Source organism: Sulfitobacter noctilucae (assembly GCF_000622365.1).
GTDB classification, from domain to species: domain Bacteria; phylum Pseudomonadota; class Alphaproteobacteria; order Rhodobacterales; family Rhodobacteraceae; genus Sulfitobacter; species Sulfitobacter noctilucae.
In genome coordinates this window covers 161,153-184,855 of record NZ_JASC01000014.1, presented here as the reverse complement: position 1 = coordinate 184,855, position 23,703 = coordinate 161,153, and the positions used below count along the sequence as shown (strand labels likewise).

28 protein-coding genes are annotated in these 23,703 nt (G+C 59.0%); 22 read left to right on the top strand and 6 right to left on the bottom strand.

Annotation, left to right across the window (positions count from 1 at the left end; all coding sequences use genetic code 11):
* Positions 1–153: 153 nt before the first annotated feature.
* From pth to Z945_RS0111065, 4 genes are all read left to right on the top strand, one after another.
* The gene (pth, locus tag Z945_RS0111080) at positions 154–873 is read left to right on the top strand and encodes an aminoacyl-tRNA hydrolase (RefSeq protein WP_025052176.1); all 720 of its coding nucleotides are present in this window, start codon (positions 154–156) and stop codon (positions 871–873) included.
* Positions 870–1,919, top strand: a complete 1,050-nt coding sequence (locus tag Z945_RS0111075; RefSeq protein WP_025052175.1) for a DUF2332 domain-containing protein — start codon at positions 870–872, stop codon at positions 1,917–1,919. Before pth ends, Z945_RS0111075 begins: the two co-directional genes overlap by 4 nt.
* Before the next feature lie 61 nt (positions 1,920–1,980).
* Positions 1,981–3,144, top strand: a complete 1,164-nt coding sequence (locus Z945_RS0111070; RefSeq protein ID WP_025052174.1) for a serine hydrolase domain-containing protein — start codon at positions 1,981–1,983, stop codon at positions 3,142–3,144.
* 7 nt (positions 3,145–3,151) lie between these two features.
* Positions 3,152–3,520, top strand: a complete 369-nt coding sequence (locus tag Z945_RS0111065; RefSeq protein ID WP_025052173.1) for a DUF2237 family protein — start codon at positions 3,152–3,154, stop codon at positions 3,518–3,520.
* Between the two features lie 122 nt (positions 3,521–3,642).
* Here the strand turns inward: Z945_RS0111065 and trpB are convergent, their stop codons facing one another.
* Both trpB and Z945_RS0111055 read right to left on the bottom strand, forming a co-directional pair.
* On the bottom strand, positions 3,643–4,875 hold the full coding sequence (trpB, locus tag Z945_RS0111060; protein WP_025052172.1) for a tryptophan synthase subunit beta: 1,233 nt from the start codon (positions 4,873–4,875) through the stop codon (positions 3,643–3,645).
* A gap of 124 nt (positions 4,876–4,999) precedes the next feature.
* Positions 5,000–6,934 carry an AsmA family protein gene (locus tag Z945_RS0111055; RefSeq protein WP_025052171.1) on the bottom strand — a complete coding sequence of 645 codons (1,935 nt, stop codon included), beginning with the start codon at positions 6,932–6,934 and terminating at the stop codon, positions 5,000–5,002.
* Between the two features lie 70 nt (positions 6,935–7,004).
* Between Z945_RS0111055 and rimO the strand changes: the two genes are divergently transcribed.
* The 5 genes from rimO (at position 7,005) to trhA (ending at position 10,897) form a co-directional block, all read left to right on the top strand.
* The gene (gene rimO / locus Z945_RS0111050; protein WP_025052170.1) at positions 7,005–8,375 is read left to right on the top strand and encodes a 30S ribosomal protein S12 methylthiotransferase RimO; all 1,371 of its coding nucleotides are present in this window, start codon (positions 7,005–7,007) and stop codon (positions 8,373–8,375) included.
* 93 nt (positions 8,376–8,468) lie between these two features.
* Positions 8,469–9,125 carry a DUF4145 domain-containing protein gene (locus Z945_RS0111045; RefSeq protein ID WP_025052169.1) on the top strand — a complete coding sequence of 219 codons (657 nt, stop codon included), beginning with the start codon at positions 8,469–8,471 and terminating at the stop codon, positions 9,123–9,125.
* Between the two features lie 321 nt (positions 9,126–9,446).
* Positions 9,447–9,803, top strand: coding sequence for a hypothetical protein (locus Z945_RS0111040; protein WP_025052168.1), 357 nt, complete (start codon positions 9,447–9,449; stop codon positions 9,801–9,803).
* A 39-nt stretch (positions 9,804–9,842) separates the two neighbouring features.
* Complete coding sequence (locus Z945_RS0111035) at positions 9,843–10,214, top strand: thiol-disulfide oxidoreductase DCC family protein (protein ID WP_025052167.1); 372 nt, start codon at positions 9,843–9,845, stop codon at positions 10,212–10,214.
* A 59-nt stretch (positions 10,215–10,273) separates the two neighbouring features.
* A complete protein-coding gene (trhA, locus tag Z945_RS0111030; RefSeq protein WP_025052166.1) occupies positions 10,274–10,897 on the top strand; it encodes a PAQR family membrane homeostasis protein TrhA in 624 nt (207 codons plus the stop codon).
* Here trhA and Z945_RS0111025 read toward each other — a convergent pair.
* A complete protein-coding gene (locus Z945_RS0111025; protein WP_025052165.1) occupies positions 10,859–11,233 on the bottom strand; it encodes a YigZ family protein in 375 nt (124 codons plus the stop codon). The genes trhA and Z945_RS0111025 overlap by 39 nt on opposite strands.
* Positions 11,234–11,254: 21 nt before the next feature.
* On the bottom strand, positions 11,255–11,974 hold the full coding sequence (locus Z945_RS0111020; RefSeq protein WP_037971018.1) for a M48 family metallopeptidase: 720 nt from the start codon (positions 11,972–11,974) through the stop codon (positions 11,255–11,257).
* Between the two features lie 123 nt (positions 11,975–12,097).
* Here Z945_RS0111020 and Z945_RS0111015 point away from each other — a divergent pair, with 123 nt between their 5' ends.
* The 13 genes from Z945_RS0111015 (at position 12,098) to Z945_RS0110955 (ending at position 22,494) form a co-directional block, all read left to right on the top strand.
* Complete coding sequence (locus Z945_RS0111015; RefSeq protein WP_025052163.1) at positions 12,098–12,331, top strand: hypothetical protein; 234 nt, start codon at positions 12,098–12,100, stop codon at positions 12,329–12,331.
* Positions 12,332–12,340: 9 nt separating this feature from the next.
* Complete coding sequence (locus Z945_RS0111010; protein WP_025052162.1) at positions 12,341–13,216, top strand: branched-chain amino acid aminotransferase; 876 nt, start codon at positions 12,341–12,343, stop codon at positions 13,214–13,216.
* A gap of 90 nt (positions 13,217–13,306) precedes the next feature.
* Complete coding sequence (locus Z945_RS0111005) at positions 13,307–13,765, top strand: universal stress protein (RefSeq protein ID WP_025052161.1); 459 nt, start codon at positions 13,307–13,309, stop codon at positions 13,763–13,765.
* Positions 13,766–13,920: 155 nt separating this feature from the next.
* A complete protein-coding gene (locus tag Z945_RS0111000; RefSeq protein WP_025052160.1) occupies positions 13,921–14,481 on the top strand; it encodes a NifU family protein in 561 nt (186 codons plus the stop codon).
* A 7-nt stretch (positions 14,482–14,488) separates the two neighbouring features.
* Entirely contained in the window at positions 14,489–15,172 is a 684-nt protein-coding gene (gene tsaB / locus Z945_RS0110995; RefSeq protein WP_025052159.1) for a tRNA (adenosine(37)-N6)-threonylcarbamoyltransferase complex dimerization subunit type 1 TsaB, read from the top strand.
* Complete coding sequence (gene rimI, locus Z945_RS0110990; protein ID WP_025052158.1) at positions 15,169–15,612, top strand: ribosomal protein S18-alanine N-acetyltransferase; 444 nt, start codon at positions 15,169–15,171, stop codon at positions 15,610–15,612. Before tsaB ends, rimI begins: the two co-directional genes overlap by 4 nt.
* A 113-nt stretch (positions 15,613–15,725) precedes the next feature.
* On the top strand, positions 15,726–16,724 hold the full coding sequence (locus Z945_RS0110985; protein ID WP_025052157.1) for a BMP family lipoprotein: 999 nt from the start codon (positions 15,726–15,728) through the stop codon (positions 16,722–16,724).
* Positions 16,725–18,362 carry an ABC transporter ATP-binding protein gene (locus Z945_RS0110980; protein ID WP_025052156.1) on the top strand — a complete coding sequence of 546 codons (1,638 nt, stop codon included), beginning with the start codon at positions 16,725–16,727 and terminating at the stop codon, positions 18,360–18,362.
* Positions 18,363–18,442: 80 nt separating this feature from the next.
* A complete protein-coding gene (locus Z945_RS20700; RefSeq protein WP_025052155.1) occupies positions 18,443–18,649 on the top strand; it encodes a hypothetical protein in 207 nt (68 codons plus the stop codon).
* The gene (locus tag Z945_RS0110970) at positions 18,633–19,763 is read left to right on the top strand and encodes an ABC transporter permease (protein ID WP_025052154.1); all 1,131 of its coding nucleotides are present in this window, start codon (positions 18,633–18,635) and stop codon (positions 19,761–19,763) included. The genes Z945_RS20700 and Z945_RS0110970 overlap by 17 nt, the downstream gene beginning before the upstream one ends.
* Positions 19,763–20,731, top strand: a complete 969-nt coding sequence (locus tag Z945_RS0110965; RefSeq protein WP_025052153.1) for an ABC transporter permease — start codon at positions 19,763–19,765, stop codon at positions 20,729–20,731. The genes Z945_RS0110970 and Z945_RS0110965 overlap by 1 nt, the downstream gene beginning before the upstream one ends.
* Positions 20,732–20,821: 90 nt before the next feature.
* A complete protein-coding gene (locus Z945_RS0110960; RefSeq protein ID WP_025052152.1) occupies positions 20,822–21,736 on the top strand; it encodes a sulfite exporter TauE/SafE family protein in 915 nt (304 codons plus the stop codon).
* Positions 21,736–22,494 carry a TIGR02186 family protein gene (locus tag Z945_RS0110955; protein WP_037971015.1) on the top strand — a complete coding sequence of 253 codons (759 nt, stop codon included), beginning with the start codon at positions 21,736–21,738 and terminating at the stop codon, positions 22,492–22,494. The genes Z945_RS0110960 and Z945_RS0110955 overlap by 1 nt, the downstream gene beginning before the upstream one ends.
* Positions 22,495–22,605: 111 nt before the next feature.
* Here the strand turns inward: Z945_RS0110955 and Z945_RS0110950 are convergent, their stop codons facing one another.
* Positions 22,606–23,061 (bottom strand): GNAT family N-acetyltransferase, encoded by a 456-nt coding sequence (locus Z945_RS0110950; RefSeq protein ID WP_052862648.1) that lies wholly within the window; start codon positions 23,059–23,061, stop codon positions 22,606–22,608.
* Between the two features lie 4 nt (positions 23,062–23,065).
* Complete coding sequence (locus Z945_RS0110945; RefSeq protein ID WP_025052149.1) at positions 23,066–23,677, bottom strand: LysE family translocator; 612 nt, start codon at positions 23,675–23,677, stop codon at positions 23,066–23,068.
* Positions 23,678–23,703 lie beyond the last annotated feature (26 nt).

The following is a 23,703-nucleotide window of genomic DNA, read 5'->3' as shown; positions in this document are numbered from 1 at the left end:
CTCCTTTCGGAGCAAGCCGGAAACGGGGTCGTGTCATACGGCCCCGTTTTTTGTTTCAGCCTGTCAAACAGGCAGAAGAATGTCCCGCGGACGTCAGGGATTTAGCTCAATTCACAAGACTGATAGACTGTGGCAAAACGACAGGAGCCATCCATGAAATTGATCGTCGGCCTTGGCAATCCGGGCGCTAAATATGCCCGCAATCGACACAACATCGGCTTTATGGCACTAGACCGTATGGCGTCTGATCATGGGTTTGGTCCGTGGAAAGGCAAACATCAGGGCGCGATCAGCGAGGGCCGGTTCGGTTCGGAACGCGCGATATTGCTCAAGCCCGAGACCTTCATGAACAACTCCGGCCAGTCGGTGCAGGCCGCAATGCGCTTTTACAAGCTGGATCCGGCAGATGTTGTGGTGCTGCATGACGAAATTGATCTGGCCCCCGGAAAAGTGAAATGCAAATCCGGTGGCGGCCATGCGGGCCACAACGGGCTGCGCTCAATCCATGCCCATATCGGTGCCGACTATGACCGCGTGCGGCTGGGCGTTGGCCATCCAGGTCACAAGGACGCGGTACCCGGTTACGTGCTGCGCGACTTTCCGAAGGTAGACGAAAACTGGCTGGATGATGTGCTGCGCGGTATCAGTGACGGGGCGGGAGCACTGGCAAGTGGCGATACGGCCAAGTTTCTGAATGCCGTGGCTATGCGCGTGAACCCGCCACGGTCAGGTACAGGGACCAAGGGTCCGCAAAAGGCCGCACCCAAAGACGTAGCACCGAAAGACACCACCTCGGCACCGACACCCCCGGAACAAGCTCAGGACAATACCCAAAAGTCCTCGCTTCAAAAATTGATGGACCGTTTCAAATGAACATCAACGATGCGTTTCGCGCTCAGGCAGCCAGCTGCACTGCGATGGGCTCTCCTTTCATGGGTCAGCTGCTTGGGATTCTGGCCGAGGACTGGCCGCATGACAGTGCTCTGGGTCGCAAGTTCGCCCAATACGAAGGGGACATTGGCCCGGCAGGTCATTCCCTGCCCCTGCGCATTGCCGGCGGCTTGCATGCGCTGGTCCTGACCCGCACCGCACCGGAACTGGTGGCGCTATATCCTCCTAAAACCGTCAGCGATGACGCGCTGCGCGCTGGCGTGATTGCAGCCCTGACCAAGCATGAGGCTTTCCTGCTGGAGTGGACCTCTCATGCGCCGCAAACCAACGAGGTGCGCCGCTCTGCTGCGCTCATAGCCGGGGCGCATGTGGCCTTGCAGCATTTCGATCTGCCGATCCATCTGTCAGAACTGGGGGCCAGCGGGGGTCTGAACCTGATGTGGGATCAATATGCGCTGGAAATTCACGGCGAACGCTTTGGCCAGAACATGCCGGCGGTTTTGCTGACACCTGAATGGAAAGGCCCCCTGCCCCCCAACGCGCGACCCACCATCGCGGGCCGCGCTGGCGTTGATCTTAACCCGCTTGACCCTTCGCGTGGCGATCACCTGTTGCGCCTCACCGCGTATCTCTGGCCGGATCAGCCGCACAGACTGACGATGACACGCGCCGCCGCTTCGGTCTCGAACGTGGTGCCTGCCATGGGCGATGCCATCGACTGGCTTGGGCCACGTCTGGCAGGTGCGCCTCAAGGCCGCTTGCATCTGATCCAGCACACCGTCGCATGGCAGTATTTTCCTGCCAAGGTACAGGCCCATGGTCGCGCCTTGATCGAAGCGGCTGGCGCGCGCGCGACCCGCAACCGCCCGTTGGCGTGGCTGTACATGGAAACCGACGGCGACACGACCGGTAAGCATGGCGCCGCCCTCACGCTGCGCCTCTGGCCCGGTGACGTCACCCTAAATCTCGGGCGGGTCGATTTTCACGGACGCTGGATCAACTGGACCTATCAGCCCTGTTCCCGATGAACGCTGGTCCGCGCAGGTCTGCTGTGGTTCAATGAAGAGCAACCACAAAGGGGCACAGATCATGCGAACATTCGGAAAATGGCTGGGGCGCATCCTTTTGGTGCTTGCCGTCGCAGCACTCGCCATCGGCCTGTGGAAGCGGGACGAGATCACACGCCTTATGGCGGTTCTGTCGCTCTTCTCCGAAGAAGAGATCGTCAGTAATTTCAGCAATATGGACGCCGCATTCCTCCATACCTCCATTGATCGCGGCACCGGCCCCACGTCCGAACTCCCCTACGGTCCGGAAACCGAATTGCCACCACAAGTCGCCGATTGGATCACCGACAGAACTGTCACGGCTTTGGTCGTCCTCAAGGAGGGTGCCATCGTCTATGAGGACTATTTCCAAGGCACCACAGCCTCGGACCGCCGGATCAGCTGGTCTGTCGCCAAAAGCTATCTCTCGGCGCTTGTCGGCATTCTGATCGACGAAGGGGCCATTGCCTCGATCGATGATCCGGTGATCAAATATGTACCCGGCCTGCGCGGCACCGCCTATGACGGGGCGACGCTGCGCAATGTGTTGCAAATGTCCAGCGGCGTCACGTTCGACGAGGATTACCTCGACCAAAGCTCTGACATCAACAAAATGGGCCGGGTTCTGGCGTTGGGCGGCAAGATGGATGATTTCACCACCGCCCTGACCGAGACCTTCGCCGCACCGGGCGAAACCTGGAAATACGTCTCCATCGACACCCATGTGGTCGGCATGGTGGTGCGCGGTGCCACCGGACGGTCCGTCGCTGACTTGCTCAGCGAAAAGGTGATCCAACCGCTGGGGTTGGAGTATGCCCCCTACTACCTGACCGACGGGGTTGGCACCGCTTTCGTGCTGGGCGGGCTGAATATGACAACACGCGATTATGCGCGATTTGGTCAGATGTTCGCCCAGGGCGGCGCATGGCAAGGGCAGCAAGTCGTTCCTCGTGACTGGGTCGCCGCCTCTACGCAAGCCAGCGCGCCCACCGATCCGGGTGCCATAGGCTATGGCTATCAATGGTGGATCCCCGTGGGGTCTGCCCCCGGCGAATACATGGGCCGTGGCATCTATGGCCAGTACGTCTATGTTGATACAAGCCGCGGCGTGGTCATTGCCAGCAACGCTGCCGACCGCCGGTTCCGTGACCCCGGCGTTGCCGAACAGAACATCGAGATTTTCCGCGCAATCGCACAATCCTTGTGAGAGAGATATGGACCCCGAAGACAGCATAAACGTACTTGGCGAAACGCTTGCGGTCTGCGGCACAGATCCCGTCACCGGCTTTTTCCGCGATGGTCACTGCAACACCTGTGCTGCCGATCAGGGGAGCCACACCGTCTGCGCCATCATGACCAAAGAGTTTCTGGCTTATTCAAAATACGTCGGCAATGATCTCAGCACTCCCCGCCCAGAGTTCGGCTTTGTCGGCCTCACCCCCGGCGACCCGTGGTGTTTGTGCGCAGGTCGCTTCTTGCAAGCCGCCGACGAAGGCTGCGGCCCCAAGGTCAACCTCGCAGCCACACACAAACGTGCGCTCGACATCGTGCCGCTGGACATCTTGAAAGAACACGCGCTCTAGACCGGCACTCCCCACAGCAAAAAGGGTGCCGCACCCGACACCCCTTTCTCTTTTTGGCCCTATATACCGTAGCGGATCATCTGCCTCGCGCACCACAGGCGAAATCAGGCGCTGTAGATGCTTCAGGCAAATTCGCCCATCTCGAAACCCAGCGCCTTGGCAACGGTAAAGATGTCCTTGTCCCCGCGCCCGCACATGTTCATGCAAATGATATGATCCTTTGGCAGTTCCGGCGCGATCTTCATCACATGCGCCAGCGCGTGACTTGGCTCCAGCGCAGGAATGATCCCTTCCAACTCGCAACACACCTGAAACGCTGCAAGCGCTTCTTTGTCCGTGATCGAAACATATTGCGCACGGCCAATGTCGTGCAGCCAGGCATGCTCGGGCCCGATTCCGGGATAATCCAGACCCGCCGAGATGGAAAACCCTTCCAGGATCTGCCCGTCATCGTCCTGCAGCAGATACGTACGGTTGCCATGCAGCACGCCGGGTCGTCCACCGGTCAGCGAGGCACAGTGCTCCATCTTGTCGTTCACACCCTTACCGCCCGCTTCAACGCCAATGATACCCACTTCCTTGTCATCAAGGAACGGGTAGAAGAGGCCCATGGCGTTTGACCCGCCGCCAATCGCAGCGATCAGCGTATCGGGCAGGCGCCCTTCGGCGGCAGTCATCTGCTCGCGCACTTCCTTGCCGATAATGCTTTGGAAATCGCGTACCATCGCCGGATAGGGGTGCGGCCCCGCCACGGTCCCGATGCAATAGAACGTGTCGCGCACATTGGTCACCCAATCGCGCAACGCATCGTTCATTGCGTCCTTCAACGTGCCCCGACCAGAGGTTACCGGCACAATTTCAGCGCCCAAAAGTCGCATCCGGAAAACGTTGGGCGCCTGGCGCTCCACATCATGCGCGCCCATATAGACCACGCATTTCAAACCGAATTTGGCGCAGACGGTGGCCGTGGCCACACCATGCTGGCCCGCACCGGTCTCGGCGATGATGCGCTTCTTGCCCATGCGGCGGGCCAGAATAATCTGTCCCAACACGTTGTTGATCTTATGCGCGCCGGTGTGGTTCAGCTCATCGCGCTTCATATAGACTTTGGCCCCACCAAGCTTGTCGGTCAGACGCTCGGCGAAATAAAGCGGGCTTGGGCGTCCCACATAATGGGTCCACAGGTCGTGCATCTCTGCCCAGAAGGTCTCGTCGGTCTTGGCAATCTCGTATTGCTCTTCCAGCTCGAGGATCAGCGGCATCAGTGTTTCGGACACGAAACGTCCGCCAAAATCACCAAAACGGCCATTCTCGTCCGGGCCAGTCATAAAGCTGTTGAAAAGATCGTTGGCCATGTGCTGTCTCCTGCGAAAGGTCTGGCCAATCCCATAACGCAGCCGGGGTTCAGGCGAAAGGCGGGTTTTGCATATTGTGAAGTGCCGTCATGCGACCAATCGCACCGCGCCTACTCGACGCGGTTTAGTCGAAAATCCTGAACAGCTCTTCTTTCAGCTTGTCTTCAACGCGGTCCTTGATAGCATCTTCAACCGATTGGCCGTCCTCGCGTACAATGCCCAGTTCTTCCTCAAGCTTTTGCTCGACCTGTTGCTTTACCCGTTCTTCCGCGGCTTGCCGTTCTTCCTTGAAATTGAGATCGATGACCGCTTTGAGATCGGGCTGTATGCTCGGGTCGGCCCAAGGCCCGACAATGCGGACCGGCACCGCCAAGCCGCGATCATCGTTCACCCGCAATGCGCGCGGGGTGACGGTGTAATCTAGGGTCTGCGCCCCGAGGTTCACTTGCCCGGCCCCACTGGCCTCGAAGTTTGTCAGTGACATCATTAGGTTGTCATTCACCAGCACCCCGTTCTCGATCGCAAAGCTGGCGGTCATTGCGTCAAAAACCGTAGTGCCCCCAGCCACATCAAACGAGCCCAGCAGATTATCCAGATCGATCCCCGCAATCGAGCCGCGCCCGATGTTCAGCGCGCCTTTGCCCGACAGCGAACGCATGATCGCATCGACGCTTGAACCAGACCCAAGGAACGAGACTTCCGCATCGCCTGCTCCGGTGAAACGGTCAATTCCTGCCAAATCGGTCAAAAGTGGGTTCATCTGGACGCCCGCTGCACGCAAAGCCCCGCCTACGGACAGCCCGTTGCGGTTGTTCATCACAAACTCGCCGGTAAGCTGTCCACCGTAGGCCTGTACCTCGCGCAGCTCGAACACCATGCGTGACCGGTCGTTGGTCAAGAGCACCCGTGTGGCCCCCAGCGTGAGCGCGCCCAGATCGACACGTTCGGCCTTGAGCGACACAGCCCCGTTAAACGCGGCAAGGCCCGAAGCGTCGATGCGGTCTGTGGGCCAACCCGCTTCCCCTGAGGTCGTGCTGGAGCCGCCCTCGCTACCCGCTGTCAGACTGCGCAGATCCAGCGCCCCGGCGGTCAGCTGTGCATTCACCTGCGGCGTGCCGTTCAGCACAATGTCGGCTGCACCACTCAGCCGATTGCCGCCCAGATCAGCACTGAGATCGCGCAGGGCAAGGCGGCGGTCGGGCGTGAGCGTCAGATCGGTTTGCAGATCAATCTGTCGGCCCAGCCTTGCGGGCAAATCGACGCCCGCCACACCAAGTGCGGCAAGGAAGCCCGCCGTGTCCTGCGTCGTCAGCCGCAAACTGCCCGCGACTGCGCCCTCAAGCGAGGCGCGACCCTTCAGTGCCAGGCTGCCGCCCCCTGCACTGGCGTCCAGCGCCACAGGCTGCACATCACCGTTCAGAAATCCTGCAAACCGCTCGATCACCGCATCGACAGAAATCTGTCCACCTGCGGGGCGCAGCGCCGCCTTGATCGTCGCGGCACCCGCAGGTTCCGGCCAGTCCAGCGCAAGATCGACACCATTGTAAGAGACCAGATCCCCCCCTTCGGCATCATAGATCAAGGTTGCATCATTGATCACGAGCCGTTCAATCGTGACCTGACGCGCCGGGGTGTCGGCTGTTGTCTCGGTCTCGATTTGCGCAGTGCCGCCGCCATCGGTGAATTGCCAACTGGCCCGGCCATCCGCACGGCTTTCCAATCGGATCGTCGGGCTGGTCGCCTCGATATTGGTGATGCGAATATCTCCCCGCAGCAGCGACATGGCATCGACCCCGATTGTCGCCTGCGCCGCGCTCAGCATCGCACCGTCCTTGGCCCAGTCTGCATTGCCCACTTCAAGTCCGGCGGCACTGACACCAAGAACCGGCCAGAAGGTCATGGACACATCGCCAGTCACACTCACATTGCGTCCGGTGATCCTGCTCAACTGGTCCGTGCCGATCTTCGCGATCCTGTCGGCGGGCAGAAACAGGATGCTTACGCCAAACAGCACCACGATCAGCACCAAAAGGCCGATAATCCGCAGGGTCCACTTCATCACAGGTTCCTTCTCTCTGGCCTCACACGCAGGCTTTCGCAGCCGCTTTGCATCGACTATAGGCACATTCATGAGCACAAACCCACCCAATCTGCGCCCCGATCTCGCGCCTGCCGCGAAAATCAGTGATCCCAGCCGCCCCGGCCAGCCGACCATCGGCATGGTGTCTTTGGGCTGTCCCAAAGCTTTGGTTGATTCAGAGCGCATCCTGACGAGGCTTCGGGCCGAAGGATACGGTGTCTCGCCCGATTATGCCGGTGCTGATGCGGTGATCGTAAACACCTGTGGGTTCCTCGATTCCGCCAAGGCCGAGAGCCTTGATGCCATCGGAGAGGCATTGACCGAGAATGGCCGCGTGATCGTCACGGGATGCCTCGGGGCTGAGCCGGACTACATCCGCGAGCATCATCCGCGCATTCTGGCCGTTACGGGGCCGCACCAATATGAGCAGGTGCTGGATGCCGTACATGCTGCCGTACCGCCCGCGCCTGATCCGTTTATCGATCTGCTGCCCGCGCAACAGGTGTCACTCACGCCGCGCCATTACAGCTATCTGAAAATCTCTGAAGGCTGTAACCACAAATGCAAGTTCTGCATCATTCCCGATATGCGCGGCCGCCTGCAATCGCGCCCCGCCCACGCGGTGATGCGCGAGGCCGAGCGGCTGGTCGACAGCGGCGTCAAGGAGTTGCTGGTGATCAGCCAGGACACCTCTGCCTACGGTGTCGATATCAAACATGCCGAGGATCGGGGCCACCGCGCCCATATCACCGATCTGGCGCGTGATCTGGGGTCTTTGGGCGCTTGGATCCGTCTGCACTACGTCTATCCCTACCCGCATGTGCGCCAGCTGATCCCGCTGATGGCGGAGGGACTGGTGCTGCCCTATCTCGACATCCCGTTCCAGCACGCCCACCCCGATGTCCTGAAACGCATGGCCCGCCCCGCAGCGGCGTCGCGCACGCTGGACGAGATCGCCGCCTGGCGCGGCGTCTGCCCCGACATCACCCTGCGCTCCACCTTCATCGTCGGCTATCCCGGCGAGACGGAGGCCGAGTTCCAGACCCTGCTGGATTGGCTGGACGAGGCGCAGCTGGATCGCGTTGGGTGTTTTCAATACGAGAATGTCGAGGGTGCGCGGTCAAACGCCCTGCCCGATCATGTGGATGCAGAGGTTAAGCAAGACCGCTGGGACCGATTCATGGCCAAGGCGCAGGCGATTTCCGAGGCCAAGCTGGAAGCCAAAGTAGGCCGCCGGATGGATGTGATCGTGGACGAGATCGACGACGAGGCCGCGACCTGCCGCACGATGGCGGATGCGCCCGAGATCGACGGGAACCTGTTTATCGACGAAGGGTTCGAGGGCGTGTCCGTGGGGGATATCGTCACGGTCGAGGTGGAGGAAGCGGGGGAATATGATCTGTGGGGGCGGGTTGTTTGAAAGTACACAGTGATTGACCGAAAAGTTCTTTCTGGCTTCTTCAATTTAGAAGATTTTCCGACATTGAGGTGTCCTCGGTGCCACGAAGGAACGATGGCACCTCTCGAGAAACCAGATAGCTATGAACCACCTTATTCTGTGAACTCAACCTCACATTTTGCTTATGAGCCCGAATGGACAACGCTACAGCTTATCAGCACTTTGAAATGCTCAAAACTCTCATGTGGTCAGCTATCAGTTTTTCATGCTGCTGGAAGCTTAGAGTGGAACGCGAACGAAAGGAATGAACAATACTACGAGGCTGTATTCCGGATTACCGCGGTTCATCCATCGCCGCGTATTATCCAACTACCTTCTAGCTTACCCGAACCTATCGAGGGACCGCTCTTAGCTGCTTTTGAAACCTTTTGGAACAACAAGCAGCTGTGCGCAAACGCAACACGGCAGGCGGTAGAAGCTTTATTGGATTTCCATGGAGCCCCTCGGCTATCAGCAAAAAGCAAACGCTTACCGTTAGCGACCCGGATAGACGCCCTGATAAAGACAAACCCGAATTACGGCGAACTCTTCGACCTATTCCGTCCCATCCTCAATGCAGGAAGTCATGGCGAAGAGATAAAGACAGATACACTCCTTGACGTCCTTGAGGCCTTAGAGCTTCATCTTGATGCGGTATTTGAGAGCAAAATTGATCGTTTAGGTGAGCTGCAAACGCTTTTGCGGAACCCTATCGGTGAGTCAGATGGCTGAGATTTGTCAGGATTAGCAATTTCAAAGACTTCGAATACTTGGAACGCACGGAATCAAGGCTGCCTGCAGCCGCCGCGCAGCGTCAGCCCCTCCCACGGGCTGGCGCTTTGGCAGACACATGCGCTCTGCTCAAATAGACGACTACCATAGCCACCATAAACTGCCCCGAACCCACATCGGATGCGCCACCCCAGGGGCAGTCTCTGCGCAGCGCGTGGAGTGCGTGCAACAAGGTACATATCAAGAACACTTGAAAATGTTCCCCATCTGTTCTATATATTAACCAAGAGTTAAGACACAGTAGAACGCAAGGAATATTCCATGTCCTTTCAGCCCACCTTCCCCGGTCTGTTCTCACCCGCACAGGGCGCTCAGCCCGTTCCGACTGGCGCAATGCTGCCCGCCACGGAAAAGCAGATCGCCTATGCCACAATGTTGGCCGCCAAATCGGGCGACCCGCTGCCCGAAGGGATCACCGCAGACCGCGCAGCTCTGTCCAAGTGGATCGACGCGCATAAGGCTCCGGCACCGCAGGGGCGCTTTTCGGACTATCCATCATCCAAACAGGTGGCCTTTGCCGAACGCATCGCACGGCTCAAGCGCAACCCGGTGCCGCCGGAGTGCTTCAAGGATCGCACCCTTATGTCGCGCTGGATTGATAGCAACAAACCACGCTGAGAGTTTGAAGCGCGCAGGCGGCATCCTATTTGTCTGCGCATGAGTGATGAAACCGAAGTCCTATATAACGCGAGTTGCCCGATCTGTCGTCGGGAGGTGGATCATTATGCCAAGCTGAGTTGCAAGGCGGCTGTGGCGGTGCGCTATGATGACGCTACAGACCAGGAAGAGTTGCGCGTTTGGGGCATTACTCCGGAAGACGCGGCAAAGCGGTTTCATGTGCGCAAGAACGGGGTCCTGTACGGTGGCATTCCGGCTTTTGTCGTACTGTGGCAGGAGATACCGCAGACCCGCTGGTTGGCCCGTTTGGTCAGCTTGCCCGGTATTAACTGGCTTGCGATCAAAGTTTACGACCATGCGGCGGCACCGCTTTTGTACCAGTTGCACCTCAGGCGGCAGCACGATTTTTGACGCAATGACAGCACGGTCCTGCCATTTTTTCTTAACATCAGCGTGGTAGGCGTTTTCGCATGGCTTACCCCTATTCCAAAGCAGAAACCCTAGCAGATGCCGCGGTTCACGCGGCGGGACTTGCGTTTGCGATACCGGGCTGCGCTTTGTTGATAAACCATGCGGCCTCAACGCCGGGATCGGCCTTTACCGCAACGACAGTCTACGCTGCCTGTCTGATTTTGGCCTTCGCCGCTTCGGCCATCTATCACCTGTGCCCCTTGGACCGGTTGCGGCCCATCCTGCACCGGATCGATCATGCGGCAATCTATTTCAAGATTGCAGGCTCCTACACCCCCATCGTTTTCGTCATCGGTACGGGCTTTGCCCTCGGCATTCTATTTCTGGTCTGGGGGCTTGCGGTGTTTGGAGCGGTGGCTAAACTGTCCTTTTGGCCCACGGATTCCAAGGGCTCGCTGGCGCTTTACCTTGGCATGGGCTGGCTGTCTTCCTTGCTGCTCTGGCCGATGTGGCAGAACCTGAACGGAATGGTCGTCGCCTTGGTCGTGATCGGGGGGCTGATCTATTCGCTGGGGACCAAGGTCTATGCCCATCCGGGGATGCGTTTTCAGAACGCCATCTGGCACAGCTTCGTGCTGCTCGCGTCAGTCTGTCTTTTTGCCGCCATTGCTCTCAGCGTCTAGGTAGGCACTGACGCAGGTCTGGACATGGCGGAATCTGTCGCCGCCCAGATGTTTGCCCCCGTACCAGCGGGTGACAATAATCAACTCACCGACACGCTCTGCCCGTTCCAGCATCCGCAGGATGATCATACCCGCGCCGGCCTCTCCGTCATCCCCTTTGAGCGGTGTGCCGTCAGGCAAAAGCACGCCCCAGGTGTTATGGGTCGCCTTGGCATAGGACTTCTCGCGCTTGAGCGATTTCAATGCAGCATCGACCCCGGCACGGTCAGCGACGGCCGCGCCGGACACAGCGTACTTCGATCCCTTGTCGGTCAGGATGATACCGAGCTTGCGCAGGTCATCTCCCACCCCGATGCCTTACAGGCCTGCGGCAGTGCGGCGTACCACGTCGATGCGCGAGGCGTTGGGCGGATGGGTGCCAAGGAACTTGTCGCCCGGATCCGGGATACGGGTAAAGAATTCTGCGCCGCGAATGGGGTTGTAGCCTGCGCGTTTGGTGATCACTGTGCCCAGCGCGTCTGCCTCCAGCTCAAAGTCCTTGGAATAGCTGCGCGCGCCGACTGTCGCCCCCAGCTGCTGGGCCGACCGAACCGCCTCTGCCCCGCCACCGGCAAGGGTCGCCAAACCTGAGAATATCACCGCACCCGCCACCGCGTTCTGCTGCTGGCGGCCGATGTGACCCGCAATGTGGTGGGCGGCTTCATGCCCCAGAACAAAGGCAAGTTCGTCTTCGTTGCGTGCATCCGCGATCAGCGCGAGGGTAAAGGCCACCACGGGGCGGCCCTGCTTATCCAGCGTTTGAAAGGCGTTCGCGGGCTGGCCAGGGCGGTCATCGATCACGATGTTGAAATCACAGTTCACCCCGGAGGTGCGCGTGCGACACTCGCGTTCCGCCACAGGTTCCACCGTCTGTACGACACTTACGAAACTGCGGGCCGCCTGGTTGGCCGATAGGGTCGGCCCCGACGATGTGGGCTGCACAGGCGTAGGCGTGCCGGGGGCTTGCTGCACCGGCACCACATCGCAGGCCGCAAGACCAAGGGCGGCAACAAGAATGATCATGGTTTTGTAAATCATGGATGGTTCCTAAGACGGACGTTTCCCATGATAATATCACGGGCAGCGCGGGGGGCCAGCCCGTTTGGCGCACAATCACATCACAGTCTTGCAATGATCCGCCGAAAGCCTCAGGTTCGCATCATGTTTACGATTGAACACGAATTTGATGCCTCGGTCATCACGCTGGTCGATGAGGGCCAAAGCCCGCTGCGCGAGGATGTGACAGTGCAGGCCTTTGACAGCGAAGTTACCTTTGAGCAGTGGGACCCGCGAACCGACAAGGTTGCGCGGATTACCCTGTCCCCTGAGCAGCTTCGCGATCTGACCGCGGCGCTGAACCTGCCCGAAGGCATCTACCGCAGCGCCCCCAAGTAAGGACAGCACATGGCCACTGGCACCAATATCAAAACCTATTACGACGGCGCATGGCATGATGGTGACCGCATGGTGATCAACGCCGCCGATCATGGCGCGTGGCTGGGCACGACTGTATTCGACGGCGCGCGTCTGTTTGACGGGCTCTCGCCCGATCTTGAGAAACACTGCGCCCGGATCAACCGGTCGGCCGAGGCTTTGATGATCACCCCCACGGTCAGCACGAATGATATGGTGGCGATGATCCGCGAGGGCTTGGCCAGCTATGCCAAAGACCAGCCGGTCTATATTCGACCGATGTATTGGGCGCTTGAGGGGGACGAATTGGGCATAGTACCGCGCCCCGGTGCGACAGGATTTGCCATCAGCCTCGAAGAAATCCCGATGGCCCAGCCAGACGCCGCCACCACACTGACCCGCACCACCTTTCGCCGCCCCGTGCTGGAAGACAATGTGGTCAACGCCAAGGCAGGATGCCTTTACCCCAACAACGCCCGCATGATGGCGCAGGCGCGCGCCAAGGGGTTTGGCAATGCTTTGGTTGCAGATGCCATTGGCAATGTGGCCGAAACCGCCTCTGCCAATGTGTTCATGGTCAAGGATGGTGAGGTGTTCACCCCCGTTCCCAATGGCACCTTTCTGGCAGGCATCACCCGAGAACGCCACATGATCAACATGACAGCGGACGGTATGAAAGTGCACGAAGCAGTTTTATCCTTCGAAGATTTCCACGACGCAGACGAAGTCTTTCTGTCAGGCAACATGATGAAAGTGACACCCGTGGCCGCCTTTGACGACACCACCTACGAGGTCGGTGCAAACGCCAATCCGGTGACCCGCCGGGTGCGCGAGATGTATTGGGATTGGGCTGCCTCCGAAAGATAACAGCGAGGCTATACCAGACGACCCATCCTGCAGATTGCGATTGCGTGAGGGCGCTGGGAACGCCATGATCCGCGGCAAGGGAGATGACCGATGCGTAAGTTCCTCGTTGTGCTGGATGACAGCACCGAATGCCTGAATGCCATGCGCTTTGCCGCGCTTCGGGCGAACCGTACGGGCGGCGGGGTGGATGTGCTGGCTGTGATCCCGCCTGATGAATTTAACCACTGGATCGGTGTCGGGGACATCATGCGCGAAGAAGCCCGCGAGCGGATCGAGGTGCATTTCGAGGTCTTCGCCAAATGGATGCGCGACAAACAGGGGGTGGACCCCGGCCTCGTGATTCGTGAAGGCGAGCCGATTGATGAAATCATCGCTCATATCGCAGAGGATCCTGATATCGGTGTGTTGGTGCTGGGTGCCTCTGCGGACAAGAAAAAGGGACCAGGGCCGCTGGTCACGCAGATGTCGCGCTCTGCGGGGTCTTTGCCGGTGCCGATCACTATCGTGCCCGGCGATCTCAGCAAAGAAAAGCTTGAGGCAATTACCTAAGGATCAGGTCGGCCTGCAGAACGTGCAGCGCTAGTTCGGATTTGGCAGCAATCGGCTGACGGGTGTATCAATTCACCCAACTTAGAATCATTCCAATCCCTTGACTTGTGCCCCGCCAATCCGCATATCTGGTGCAAGCTGATAAGGACGCACGCATGTTTATCCAGACCGAATCCACGCCAAACCCCGCCACGTTGAAATTCCTGCCCGGACAGGCCGTGCTGGACGTAGGCACCGCCGATTTTCCCACAGCGGAAGCTGCGGCCGGATCGCCGCTGGCCACACGTCTTTTCACGGTTGAAGGCGTCACCGGCGTTTTCTTTGGCATCGACTTTGTCACCGTGACAAAGGACGACGCCGTTGAATGGGATCACATCAAACCCGCCTTGCTGGGTGCCATTATGGAGCACTACCAGTCCGGTCAACCGGTGATGGGTGACGACCACAAGCCAACCTCCGGTCACGCGGAGCATACTGGCGACGATGGTGCGATCGTGTCGCAGATCACCGAGCTGCTGGACAGCCGCGTGCGCCCTGCGGTGGCGCAGGATGGCGGCGACATTACGTTCCACGGCTTTGAACGGGGCGTGGTTTACCTGCACATGCAGGGAGCCTGCGCGGGCTGCCCGTCCTCCACACTGACGCTGAAAATGGGCATCGAGAACTTGCTGCGCCATTACATTCCCGAAGTAACCGAAGTCCGCCCTGTCGCCTGACGTGGGCGTGAACTCTGAACCGGCCATCCTGGCCTTCGACACCTCAGCCGCGCATTGCGCGGCTGCTGTGTTTGCGGGTGGTGCGGTGCGTCAGGCCATTGTCGAACCGATGGCTAAGGGACAGGCAGAACGTATTTTAGGGCTGTGCGAGGAAGTGCTGGCCGCCTTAAATCTGTCTTACCAGGATCTGACAGCGCTGGCCGTCGGTGTGGGCCCCGGCAATTTCACGGGGATACGTATTTCTGTGTCAGCGGCACGCGGGCTGGCCTTGGGTCTGGGCATTCCGGCCATTCCGGTTTCGGCCTTTGAAATGCTGCGCGATCCTTTTGGACCAGCGGCCAACGCCGCCGAGCTTGTTGTTGTAGAGGCTCCGCGCGGCGCTGCATATGCCCAGCAATTCCGGTATGGCAGACCGACAGATACCCCAATGATGATCGACCCTGAGGCTCCGCCCCGAGAGTTGCAGCAAGACAATATGATGGTCACGGGCTTTCGCGCAGAGGAGATTGCCAAGCATTTTGGAGCCACGGCCCATCTGCCGGAAATTCATAATCCCGCCGAACAGCTGGTGCGCATGGCGCTATGGAAGCTCGCAGCCAAACACGACATCGACACGCGCCCGGCCCCGCTTTATGTCCGGGCACCCGATGCCGCACCGGCGCGCGACACGCCGCCCAAGATCCTGACGTGACCCCCGAAGCCCTCGCGCGCGTGCACAGCGCCGCATTCGTTGCGGAACGCGCATGGACAGCGCAGGAATTCGCGGCACTTCTGGCTTCACCCCATGTGCAGGTATTTACCCATCCCGCAGGCTTTGCCCTGACACGCACCGTGGTGGGCGAAAGCGAACTGTTGACCCTCGCCGTTGATCCTGCTCATCAACGCCAAGGCGTTGGCAGGCACCTGATAGAGGAATGGATCGTCAGCCTTGCGGGACGCGCGGACACCGCATTTCTTGAGGTCGCATCGGACAATGAAGCGGCGCAGGCTCTTTACGCCGCTTTGGGCTTTACAGCCGTCGCCAGGCGCCCTGCCTATTATGCGCGCAAAAATTCAGCGGCGGCGGATGCAATCGTCATGCAGCGGCCTTTGACCCTTCGTCAGTCCCAGATTCAGCAGCCCGACCGCTAAAAAGCGGTTGACCCTGCCCGCCTGCTGCCGCCTAATTTGGCACTGATCTTTTGATCTCGGGCAAGGGCCATCGCTGGCTTCGCCCCAAAACTGAAAAACCTGGGAGACATAACATGACCCTTATGACGAAATTCATGGGTGCGGCTGCCGCACTTGCCCTCAGCGCCGGGGCCGCATTGGCCGAGCCCGCGCTGATCTTTGATCTGGGCGGCAAATTCGACAAATCCTTCAACGAGGCAGCCTTTAATGGTGCGCAGCGCTGGGCCGATGAAACCGGTGGTTCTTTCCGCGATATCGAATTGCAGTCTGAAGCGCAGCGCGAGCAGGCCCTGCGCCGTTTTGCTGAATCGGGTGCGAACCCCATCGTGATGACCGGTTTTGCTTTTGCTGATGCCCTCAGCCAGGTTGCCCCTGACTATCCCGACACGAAATTTGCCGTGATTGACGTGAACTGGCTCGACCTGCCCAACGTGCGCGGCGTAGGCTTTGCCGAGCATGAAGGGTCCTACCTTGTCGGCATGATGGCAGCGCAGGCCTCCAAGACGGGTACCGTTTCATTTATCGGCGGCATGGATATCCCGCTGATCCGCAAGTTTGCTTGTGGCTATGCCGAAGGTGCCAAAGCCGCAAATCCTGAAATCAAGGTCGTTTCCAACATGACCGGCACTACCCCTGCCGCCTGGAACGATCCAGTGAAAGGCTCAGAGTTGACCAAGGCGCAGATCAGTCAGGGTTCTGACGTGGTATTTGCCGCCGCTGGTGGTACAGGCGTCGGCGTTTTGCAGACTGCCGCGGATGAAGATATCCTTTCCATCGGCGTAGACAGCAACCAGAACCACCTGCACCCGGGCAAGGTCCTGACCTCTATGATGAAACGTGTCGATAACGCTGTGTTCGACGCGATGTCACAGGGTGTGGACCTTGAGACAGGCAACTTCACAATGTCGCTCGCCAACGGTGGTGTCGGCTATGCATTGGATGAACACAACGAGGCGCTCGTGACCGCGGACATGCAGGCGGTTGTGGACGAAGCTGCGGCCAAGATCGCTGACGGCTCCCTGACCGTGCACGACTATACGTCTGATGACAGCTGCCCAGCGCTGAGCTTCTAAGTGACGGCTGAAACGACATCGGAGCGGCAGGGAACTGCCGCTCCATCGGTGCCAGCGATCGAGCTGAAAGGCATCTCCAAAGCCTTCGGCCCGGTGCAGGCCAACAAAGACATCTCCATCCGCGTGATGCCCGGCACGATCCACGGGATCATTGGGGAGAACGGCGCGGGGAAATCCACGCTGATGTCGATCCTCTATGGCTTTTACAAAGCGGACGCTGGCGAAATTTTCATCGGCGGCAAGAAAGCCAATATCACCGACAGTCAGGCGGCCATTGCCGCAGGCATCGGGATGGTGTTCCAGCACTTCAAATTGGTCGAGAATTTTACGGTGCTCGAGAATATTATTCTGGGGGCCGAAGAGGGCATGATGCTGCGCCCTTCCCTTGCCAAAGCGCGGGCCTCTTTGGTCGAGTTGGCTGCGGACTATGGGCTGAACGTCGATCCTGACGCGCTGATTCAGGACATTGGCGTCGGCATGCAACAGCGGGTCGAGATCCTGAAGGCGCTCTACCGGCAGGCGGATATCCTCATTTTGGATGAACCCACTGGCGTGTTGACACCCGCAGAGGCGGATCAATTGTTCCGCATCCTTGGCCGCCTGCGGTCCGAGGGCAAGACGATCATTCTGATCACCCACAAACTGCGCGAGATCATGGAGATCACCGACACGGTCAGCGTGATGCGACGCGGCGAGATGACGGCAACGGTCAAGACCGCCGAGACCTCCCCCCCCGAGCTGGCAGAGCTGATGGTGGGCCGCAAGGTCTTGTTACGGGTAGACAAAACACCAGCGACACCCGGTGACGTAGTGCTGGATATCAAAGGCCTGAAAGTGCTGGACGATAAGGGTGTCGAACGTCTGCGCGGGGTCAATCTGCATGTGCGGGCGGGTGAAGTACTGGGCATTGCCGGTGTGGCCGGGAACGGCCAGTCAGAGCTACTCGAGGTGCTGGGCGGCTATCAAAACGCGACAGGAGATGTGCGCCTGCTGGGCGAACCGCTTGATTTGACAGGACGCCATTCGGACGGGCAATCCAGACGCGGCCGTGGTGTGGCCCATGTGCCCGAAGACCGACAGCGCGAGGGTCTGATCATGGAGTATCAGGCTTGGGAGAACACCGCCTTTGGCTATCATCACGACCCCGCTTACCGGGCTGGCGTGCTGATGGACAATGCCGCCATCCGCGAAGACACCGCTGACAAGATGGCCCGTTTCGATGTGCGCCCCCCAAACCCCAAACTTGCGGCCAAGAATTTTTCCGGCGGGAACCAGCAAAAGATCGTTCTGGCCCGCGAGATCGAGCGTAACCCCGACTTGCTGCTGATCGGCCAACCCACCCGCGGCGTGGACATCGGTGCGATCGAGTTCATCCACCAGCAAATCGTTGCTCTTCGGGATCAGGGCAAGGCGATCTTGTTGGTCTCGGTCGAATTGGAGGAAATTCTGGCGTTGAGCGACCGGATTGCGGTAATGTTCGATGGTCAGATCATGGGAGAACGTCTGCCCGATCAAACCGACGAGAAAGAGTTAGGGTTGCTGATGGCGGGGATCACGGACACCGATGCGCCGCATAGCGTGGCAGAGGTCGAGGCCAATTTGGCGCATGTGCATGGCAATGCGTCGAAGGAGGTATGACACTCATGTTTCACCTTTCGTTAATTGAAATCTCGGTAGTGTAGGTGTGTATTTGATGGAGCGTCAGAAGCACGAACCCCATGACTTCGGCAGAACGCGAGGCATTGCACCGCAGGATGGATGCGGAAATCTGCAAGCTCATCGCGGGAGCATCAAAGATCGCCAGCGAAACCCGTTGGTATCCTTTTGTTGTCGGCTCTGGCGTAACACTGGTCATCGTAGCTGCTGTGAAACTTTTTCTGAAACGCCGAAACTGGCGGAGGGCATCGCATGGACGTGATGCCTAAATGGGCCGAGGTGATCCTCGTGCCGCTCATTTCCCTGCTTTTGGCCGGCGTCATCTCGGCACTTGTGATCCTCGCCATCGGCGAAGATCCTATTGCGGCGGCAAAGCTGATGGTGACGGGAGCGCTCGGCTCGACCTACGGCTGGGGCTACACGCTTTACTACGCCACCAACTTTATGTTCACCGGGCTGGCTGTTGCCATCGCATTTCATGCGCGCTTGTTCAACATCGGGGGAGAGGGCCAAGCGATGCTGGGCGGGCTGGGGGTGGCTCTTGCCTGCCTCTATGTGCCGTGGCCTCATTGGACGCTGGCGCTTTTGGGCGCGATTATGATGGGTGGATTGCTGGGCGCGATCTGGGCCGCGATCCCTGCGTGGTTACAGGCCAAACGCGGTAGCCACATCGTGATCACGACGATCATGTTCAACTTCATCGCCGCAGCTTTGCTGAATTATGTGTTGGTCAATCTTCTGCGCCCCGCAGGCCAGATGGACCCGGCGACACAGCGCTTTCCCGAGGCGACCAACCTGCCGACACTGCACGATCTGCTGGCCCCCGTCGGCATCGCCTTTTCCAAAGCCGCGCCAGCGAATGTCTCTCTCCTGGTCGCCATCGCCGCCTGTTTCGGTCTGTGGCTGCTGATCTGGCGCACCCGACTAGGATACGAGATCCGCGCCTACGGCCATTCTGAATCGGCTGCGAAATACGCTGGCATCTCACCGGTAAAAATCACCATGATCGCGATGATCATCTCGGGCGCGTTGGCGGGGATGATGGCAACCAACAACGTCATGGGCGAAGCAGAGCGGCTGGTTTTGAATTCCACCGAAGGAGCGGGCTTCATTGGCATTGCCGTGGCGTTGATGGGCCGCTCGCATCCGCTGGGTGTGTTCATCGCTGCGATCCTCTTTGGTTTTCTGTATCAAGGCGGTGCAGAGCTTGCGCTTTGGACCTCGATCCCGCGTGAATTGATCGTGGTCATCCAGGCGCTGGTCATCCTGTTCACGGGCGCATTGGATAACATGGTCCGCATGCCCTTGGAAAAACTATTCCTTGCAGCCCGCCGCGCCCGTGCGCCCAAGCCGGAGCGCAAACCGGTGGAGCCTGCGGAATAATGGATTATCTCACGCTCATTCAACTGCTCGATTCCACCGTGCGGCTTGCGACGCCTTTGCTATTGGCCTGCCTCGCGGGTCTGTTCAGCGAGCGAGCAGGCATTTTCGACATCGGGCTCGAAGGCAAGATGCTGGCGGCGGCCTTTTTCTCCGCGGCCATCGCAGCCCTTAGTGGGAACGTCTGGCTGGGTCTGCTTGCTGGCATCGGCGCGTCGCTGGCGCTGTCGGCGCTGCACGGTCTCGCCAGCATCACCTTTCGCGGCAATCAGCTGATTTCTGGCGTGGCGATCAACTTTCTGGCCGCGGGCATGACCGTCCTTATCGCGCAAGACTGGTTCCAACAGGGCGGGCGCACGCCCTCGCTGATGGGCGGCGGGCGGTTCGAGGGGATCACCCTGCCCTTCGCCGATGCGCTGGCCGATGTGCCTTATCTTGGTCCGTTCTACGCGGAATTGATTTCGGGCCACTCGGTCCTTGTATACATGGCATTCGCCGCTGTGCCGCTGACATGGTGGCTGCTCTATCGCACGCGCTTTGGCCTGCGGGTACGGGCGGTCGGCGAGAATCCCGCGTCCGTTGATACCGCAGGCATTTCCGTGGTCGGCCTGCGCTACGCCGCGGTGGCGATCTGTGGCGTTTTGTGTGGCATCGCGGGCGCATACCTCAGCACCGCGTTGCAGGCGGGGTTCGTCAAGGACATGTCGGCGGGCCGCGGGTTTATCGCGCTTGCGGCGCTGATTTTTGCCAAATGGCGACCTTGGTACGCACTTTGGGCGACGCTGCTCTTTGGTCTTTTCGGCGCACTCGAAACGCGGCCCGACGTGATCGAAGCCGTGATTGGGATCAAGGTACAGGGACAATTGCTGGGCGCCCTGCCCTATGTGATGACCGTGGTTATTCTGGCCGGTTTTGTCGGCAAAGCCATTCCGCCCCGCGCAGGCGGCGAGGCTTATGTCAAAGAACGCTGATAAGACCAGTTTGCGGGGCCTCATCGGTCCTGCATGCTGCAAGGCACCCAGACCCGTTGATTTGAGCCCCACCCCAAGCTAAGGGAACCCATGCAGATATACCTTCCCATCGCCGAAGTTTCGGTCAACGCCTTCCTCCTCCTGGGGCTTGGCGGGCTGGTGGGTGTTCTTTCAGGTATGTTTGGAGTGGGCGGCGGTTTTCTGATGACGCCGCTTTTGTTCTTTATCGGCATCCCGCCTGCGGTGGCCGTGGCGACAGAAGCGAACCAGATCGTTGCGTCCTCCTTTTCCGGCGTGCTGGCGCATTTCAAGAGAAAGACGGTGGACCTCAGGATGGGCACCGTTCTGCTGATCGGCGGTTTGATCGGTGCGGCCTTGGGTGTGATGGTCTTCAACTATCTCAAGGCGCAGGGACAGGTCGATCTGCTGGTCAAGCTTTGCTATGTCGTCTTTCTGGGTGTCATCGGCGGGCTGATGTTCATTGAATCGCTGAATGCCATCCGAAACACCAAAAAGGGCAAAGCCGCCCCCCGCAAGAAACACAACTGGATCCACGGGTTGCCGTTCAAGATGCGGTTTCGTGTGTCAGGGCTTTATATATCGGTGATCCCACCGCTTGTCGTCGGCATCGCCGTAGGCATCCTTGCGGCAATCATGGGGGTCGGCGGCGGCTTTATCATGGTGCCGGCCATGATTTATCTGCTTGGCATGCCCACCAAGGTCGTCGTCGGCACCTCGCTGTTTCAGATCATTTTTGTGACTGCCTTTACCACGATGCTGCACGCCACCACGAACTTTACCGTGGACGTTGTGCTGGCCGTGCTCCTGCTGGTCGGGGGTGTGATCGGTGCACAGGTCGGCACGCGCATCGGGGTCAAGATGAAGGCCGAACAGCTGCGCATTTTGCTGGCCATCATGGTGCTGGCCGTCTGCGGGAAACTGGCCTTCGATCTGCTGGTACAACCGACCGAGCTCTACTCGCTCGGTGCGGCGGGGGGGCATTGATGCGGAGGCTGCTTCTCGCATGTGCTTTGTTGCATGGGCTGCCAGCGCTGGCTGAAGAGGTCGTGCTGGGTCTGAGCAAGGAACAGGTATCGATCAACACCAATTTCGATGGCTCCGAGATTTTGATCTTTGGTGCGGTTAAGCGTGAAAATACCATTCCGGACGGCGCGCCTCTGGAAGTGATCGTGACCGTAGCGGGCCCGTCCGAGCCTGTGACCGTGCGCCGGAAGGAAAAGCGGTTCGGCATCTGGGTCAACGTGGATGCCGTTGAGGTGGACCGCGCACCGAGTTTCTATGCGGTGTCGAGCAGTACGCTGTTGGGACTGTCCATTTCCGAGACAGAGGACCAACGCCACCGCGTATCCATCCCCCGTGCCATCCGCTCTGTTGGGGCACCGATGAACATCATGGACAGCGAAAGCTTCACTGACGCGCTGATCCGCATTAAGTCAGCGTCGGACCAGTATCAATTGAACGAAGGCACGGTCAGCGTGGACGAACAAACCCTTTTCCGCACCGCGGTCGAATTGCCCGCCGCGTTGACCGAAGGTGATTACGCCACACGCATCTTCCTGACTCGCGGCGGCGACGTCGTCTCGCAATACGAGACCAGCATTTACGTGCGCAAGGTAGGGATGGAACGCTGGCTTTATGCGCTGTCGCGGGAGAATGCGTTTCTCTATGGCCTCATGTCGCTGGCGATTGCAATTGCCGCAGGCTGGGGCGCATCAGCGGTGTTCACGGCCTTCAGGCGGTAGAGTCTGGTAGGACGCGCTCCGCATTTAGGGTGATAATTGGCAGATGTCTGGAATGAGCCCAGAGTTACTGATGCTGCGTGAAGCATGAATGGCAGCTATTGAATATTTACGTTAGTTATTCTTTTTGACAAACTGGGTCATGCCAGCGCCGAGGCGATCTGTGGGGCGGGCTTGAAACCCGAAGTGTTCATAAAAAGACTCTTTCCCATCCGCAGCCATTAGACCAATGGTGGCACCGTCATGCACACGCTCCTCTAGGCGTTTCATCAGGATGCTCATTATCTTTTGGCCGATCCTGTGTCCGCGCCAATCCGAACTGACGATGACGTCTTGAATGTAGAAGTACAAAATCCCATCGCCCACGACGCGGGCGAAACCTACAAGCTCCTCGCCGGACCGACATGTCACGTCGAGGACGCTCGCGTCCAAGGCTGCTTGCGCCGTGTCTTCTCCAATTTCTCCCCAACCACAATCCGCGCGGAACTTGATGAATTCCATTGGCGATGGCGGCTCGAATTTGAACGTCAGAGAAGCGATTTGTTTGCTGACTATGCCTTCAAGCGCCATGCGATTACCTTGAAGCTATGACGCCCGCAGCGCCGCCGAGCGCAGTCGCGCCGACGCGGTTTGCAACCCTGATCGCCTTCGGCGTTTTCAGAAACGAGCGAGCGTGATGTGCCAATGCAATCCAAAAGAGATCAACCGCAGCCAAACTTGCAACAGTGACTGCCGCAATTATCGCCCAAAGGCCCAAACTCGGTTGGGTCAGATCAATCAGTGACGGCAAGAGTGCGAGATAAAAGACCATAATTTTCGGATTGCCCAAGGTCAGCGCAAATCCGGCAAAGAACATAGACCCCGCCGATTGCCGTTTAGGCAGTGAACTCTCGTCAGTGTTCACAGGTTCGGTCCACATCTTCCAGGCCAAGTAAATCAGATAGGCCACTCCCAGGTACTTCAGGATCAAAAACGCACCGTGAAATGTCTCGGCCAATGCTGAAAGGCCCGCCATGGCCAACGACAACCAGATGATTTCTCCGATCCACATCGCGGCTACAAAGGGCGCAACATCAGCCCAGCCACGCGAAATCACGCGTGAGACAAGGGCGGCAATTGAGGGGCCGGGAGTTCCGGCATTCAGAATGAGGGCGGCGGCGAAAATAGCTAAGGCAAATGGTTCCATGCTACGAATCCTAAACCACTTTTTTG